The 3,966-nt window shown below is 60.7% G+C and carries 4 protein-coding genes; 3 read left to right on the forward strand and 1 reads right to left on the reverse strand.

The annotated features are described in order from the left end of the window. From lpdA to QOC89_RS04045, 3 genes are all read left to right on the forward strand, one after another. On the forward strand, positions 1-1,169 hold a 1,169-nt coding region (gene lpdA, locus QOC89_RS04035), incomplete at its 5' end, for a dihydrolipoyl dehydrogenase (protein WP_323043843.1). Positions 1,170-1,258: 89 nt separating this feature from the next. Then, complete coding sequence (gene zapE, locus QOC89_RS04040; protein ID WP_323043844.1) at positions 1,259-2,356, forward strand: cell division protein ZapE; 1,098 nt, start codon at positions 1,259-1,261, stop codon at positions 2,354-2,356. Between the two features lie 161 nt (positions 2,357-2,517). Then, positions 2,518-2,976, forward strand: a complete 459-nt coding sequence (locus tag QOC89_RS04045; RefSeq protein ID WP_323043845.1) for a transposase — start codon at positions 2,518-2,520, stop codon at positions 2,974-2,976. 157 nt (positions 2,977-3,133) lie between these two features. Here QOC89_RS04045 and QOC89_RS04050 read toward each other — a convergent pair whose 3' ends face one another. Beyond that, complete coding sequence (locus tag QOC89_RS04050) at positions 3,134-3,619, reverse strand: DUF2147 domain-containing protein (protein ID WP_323043846.1); 486 nt, start codon at positions 3,617-3,619, stop codon at positions 3,134-3,136. Positions 3,620-3,966: the final 347 nt, after the last annotated feature.

Here is a 3,966-nt window from a genome sequence, read left to right on the forward strand (position 1 = left end):
TCGCGAAGATGCTGGCCCGCAAGGAAGGCATCGTCGAGAAGATGACCAAGGGTATCGAGTTCCTGTTCCGCAAGAACAAGATCACGTGGCTCAAGGGCCATGGCAAGTTCACCGGCAAGACGGACGCCGGCGTGCAGATCGAAGTTAGCGGCGAAGGCGAAACCGAAGTCGTGACGGCGAAGAACGTCATCATTGCAACGGGTTCGAAGGCGCGCCATCTGCCGAACATACCGGTCGACAACAAGATCGTTGCCGACAACGAAGGCGCACTGACGTTCGACTCCGTACCGAAGAAACTCGCCGTGATCGGCGCCGGTGTGATCGGTCTGGAGCTCGGCTCGGTGTGGCGCCGTCTGGGTGCGGACGTGACCGTGCTCGAAGCGCTGCCGGAATTCCTCGGCGCGGCTGACCAGGCGTTGGCCAAGGAAGCCGCCAGGCAATTCAAGAAGCAAGGCCTCGACATCCACGTCGGCGTGAAGGTCGGCGAAGTGAAGACGACCGACAACAGCGTCACGATCAACTACACGGACAAGGACGGCAACGCGCAAGCGCTCGAAGCGGACCGCCTGATCGTGTCGATCGGCCGCGTGCCCAATACCGACAATCTCGGTCTCGAAGCGATCGGTCTGAAGGCGAACGAACGCGGCTTCATCGACGTCGACGACCACTGCGCAACGGCTGTGCCGAACGTGTACGCGATCGGCGACGTGGTGCGTGGCCCGATGCTCGCGCACAAGGCCGAAGACGAAGGCGTGCTGGTGGCCGAAATCATCGACGGTCAGAAGCCGCATATCGACTACAACTGCATTCCGTGGGTGATCTACACCGAACCGGAAATCGCATGGGTCGGCAAGACGGAGCAGCAACTGAAGGCCGAAGGCCGCGAAGTCAAGACGGGTCAGTTCCCGTTCATGGCGAACGGCCGCGCGCTGGGCATCAACAAGGCGGATGGTTTCGTCAAGATGATCGCCGACGCGAAGACCGACGAACTGCTCGGCGTGCACATCATCTCGGCGAACGCCTCGGACCTGATCGCGGAAGCCGTGGTGGCGATGGAATTCAAGGCGGCGTCGGAAGACATTGGCCGCATCTGCCATCCGCACCCGTCGCTGTCGGAAGTCATGCGCGAAGCGGCACTGGCCGTGGACAAGCGCGCGCTGAACATGTAATCACGCGCACGCCTGACTGAACGCAACGTTGGTATCACATCAAGGCGGGCGGGTTCACTCCCTCCCGCCTTTCTTTTTGCAGCAACACAATGAACGTCACCGAATACTACGAAAAAGAACTGCAGACGCGGGGCTATCAATCGGACCCGGCGCAACGCGCGGCGGTCGACCGTCTGCAGCGGTGCTATGAAGAGTGGACCGAATACAAATCGCGCCGCTCGAATGCGTTCAAGAAACTGCTCATCCATCCGGATCTGCCGCGCGGCGTCTACATGTGGGGCGGCGTAGGGCGGGGCAAGAGCTTCCTGATGGACAGCTTCTACATGATCGTGCCGCTGCACCGCAAAACGCGGCTGCATTTCCACGAGTTCATGCGCGAGGTGCATCGCGAACTGGAAGATCTGAAAGGCACCGCCGATCCGCTCGACGAACTCGCGCGCCGTATCGCCAAGCGCTACCGGCTGATCTGCTTCGACGAATTCCACGTCTCGGATATCGCCGACGCGATGATCCTCTACCGCCTGCTCGACAAACTGTTCGAGAACGGCGTGCAGTTCGTGATGACGTCCAACTACGATCCGGACACGCTGTATCCGGACGGCCTGCATCGCGATCGCATGCTGCCGGCGATCGAACTCATCAAGACGAAGCTCGACGTGATCAACGTCGATGCGGGCATCGACTATCGGCAGCGCACGCTGGCGCAAGTCGAGGTGTACCACACGCCGCTTGGCGCGGCGTCGGACAAAGCCTTGCGTGATGCGTTTTCACGCCTGGCGGCGGTTCCGGACGAGAGTCCTATCCTGCACATCGAAAAGCGGGAGCTGAAGGCGCTGCGGCGTGCTGACGGCGTCGTGTGGTTCGATTTCGCGACGCTGTGCGGCGGTCCGCGCTCGCAGAACGATTACCTGGAACTGGCGAGCCGCTTTCACGCGGTGATCCTGTCCGCCGTGCCGCAGATGTCGGTGCGCATGGCGTCGGAAGCGCGCCGCTTCACCTGGCTGATCGACGTGTTCTACGACCACAAGGTCAAGCTGCTGATGTCGGCTGCGGTGCCGCCCGAGCAACTCTATATGGACGGGCCGATGGCCAACGAATTCACGCGTACGGTGTCGCGCATCGTTGAAATGCAATCGAAAGAATATCTGGACACGCCGCGCCGGATCGTCGATACGTCGCTGACCTAGGCCGCCGCGCCATCGGGCGCGGAGACTTTTGCGATAGATCACGGTCCGCTCGCCGAACCGGCAGTGTTCGAAGCCGTGTTTTCAAGATTCGGATTGGTCTTATATTCCGTGTGCGGACGACTGGATATCTTCTTTGTCATGGTTCTAACAAAGGAGAAACCATGAATCCGTACCGTGATATCAATGATGAAGAATGGCAACGCATTGCACCGTTGCTTCCTGAACTGCGTCCGCGTTCCGAACTGCGTGGCCGGCCGCTCGCCAATACGCGTTCGGTGCTCAACGGCGTGCTGTGGGTGATGTATAGCGGGGCGACCTGGTCGGCCATGCCGCGCAAATACCCTTCGTATCAAACCTGCCATCGCCGCTTCAAGGCATGGTATGAATCCGGCGTGCTCAAGCGCGTGATGGATCAGCTGTTCGGTGCGGCGAGCGAGGAACTCTGTCTGATGATGGAATCGCGCATGCGTACGCATCTGAGCGCGCAACAGAAGAGCGCTGACGCAGAAAAGGTTCCGGTCAAGGCACCCGCTGCTTCCACGGCGTATGGCTCGGCATCGGCCAAGCCGTTACCGTCTTCGCCGTTCGCTTTTTCGTCGCCCTTCAAGCACGCTGCATGACAACACCAACCAGCCGGACTCAAACAAAAAACGGCCAGACGATCGCGATCGTCGGCCGTTTTTTTATGGTTCCATCCTGGCTGCAGTAGCGGCCTTGATGGAACACCCCCATCGCGCGTGAGGCGTGAGCGCCTGGACGACTCGCGCGGACTGCTGACTATTGCTGACGAACCCAGGTCTGCGAGCGGCCCAGCAGCGAAACGCCAATATAGCCGCGCACCACCAGCTTGTTTCCACCATCTTCCAGGTGCATCTTGCACTTGTAGAGCTTGCCGTTTTCAGGGTCGAGAATCTGCCCGTGATCCCAGGCGTCGCCGTCCTTTTGCATATCGCTGATGATCGTCATGCCGAGAATCAACTGGTCCTTGCGCGCGTCCGTACATTCCGTGCAGCGGCGATCCGGTTTGTCGTTCGCATTGAGACCCTTGATCACCTTGCCGCTCAGCGAGCCATTGCTGTCCTGGGCAATCTGCACGAGTGCCTTGGGCTGGCCGGTGTGATCGTCGACGGTTTGCCACGTGCCGACCGGGGATTCGGTCTGCGCCATGGCCGTGACGGCGCTGGCGAGCAGTACGCCGGCGAGGGCGGCATGTTTGGCGGTACGAAGCGCGATTGCGCGTGCGCGTTGAGTGAATTGCATCATTGTCTTCCTCCTTGATTAAAGACGGCGCGATCGTGGTCGCGCGGCGTTATCGGCATCCTGAGCGGTCTTCTTGCCGGCCGCCGTGGTGCCTGGTCTGTCCGATATGTCCTGCTACAGTCCCTCAGGTTCAACTTCGGCTACCTCGGTCCGCGAGCCGCGGCCCGGGTGCCGCGGGTCGCACATCGTCAGCGCAGAATACGTGAAACCAGGCGCGCCGTTTGATAGTGGACCCTCTAATCAGGACGCGGCACTTTTGAACCTCAGTTCAGCTGGTACGAGAACGTCGCGTTGATGCGCGGGCTGCGCGACGCGCTTTCCACCGGCGCGTCGCCGATCGGTTTGGCCAC

The sequence above is a fragment of the Paraburkholderia sp. genome (assembly GCF_034668105.1).
Classification (GTDB): domain Bacteria; phylum Pseudomonadota; class Gammaproteobacteria; order Burkholderiales; family Burkholderiaceae; genus Paraburkholderia.

What these genes read in the sequence shown, in the direction of transcription:
- zapE (WP_323043844.1), top strand. Translation starts at nt 1,259, where the DNA reads ATGAACGTCACCGAATACTACGAAAAAGAACTGCAGACGCGGGGCTAT.
- QOC89_RS04045 (WP_323043845.1), top strand. Translation starts at nt 2,518, where the DNA reads ATGAATCCGTACCGTGATATCAATGATGAAGAATGGCAACGCATTGCA.
- QOC89_RS04050 (WP_323043846.1), bottom strand. Translation starts at nt 3,619, where the DNA reads ATGATGCAATTCACTCAACGCGCACGCGCAATCGCGCTTCGTACCGCC.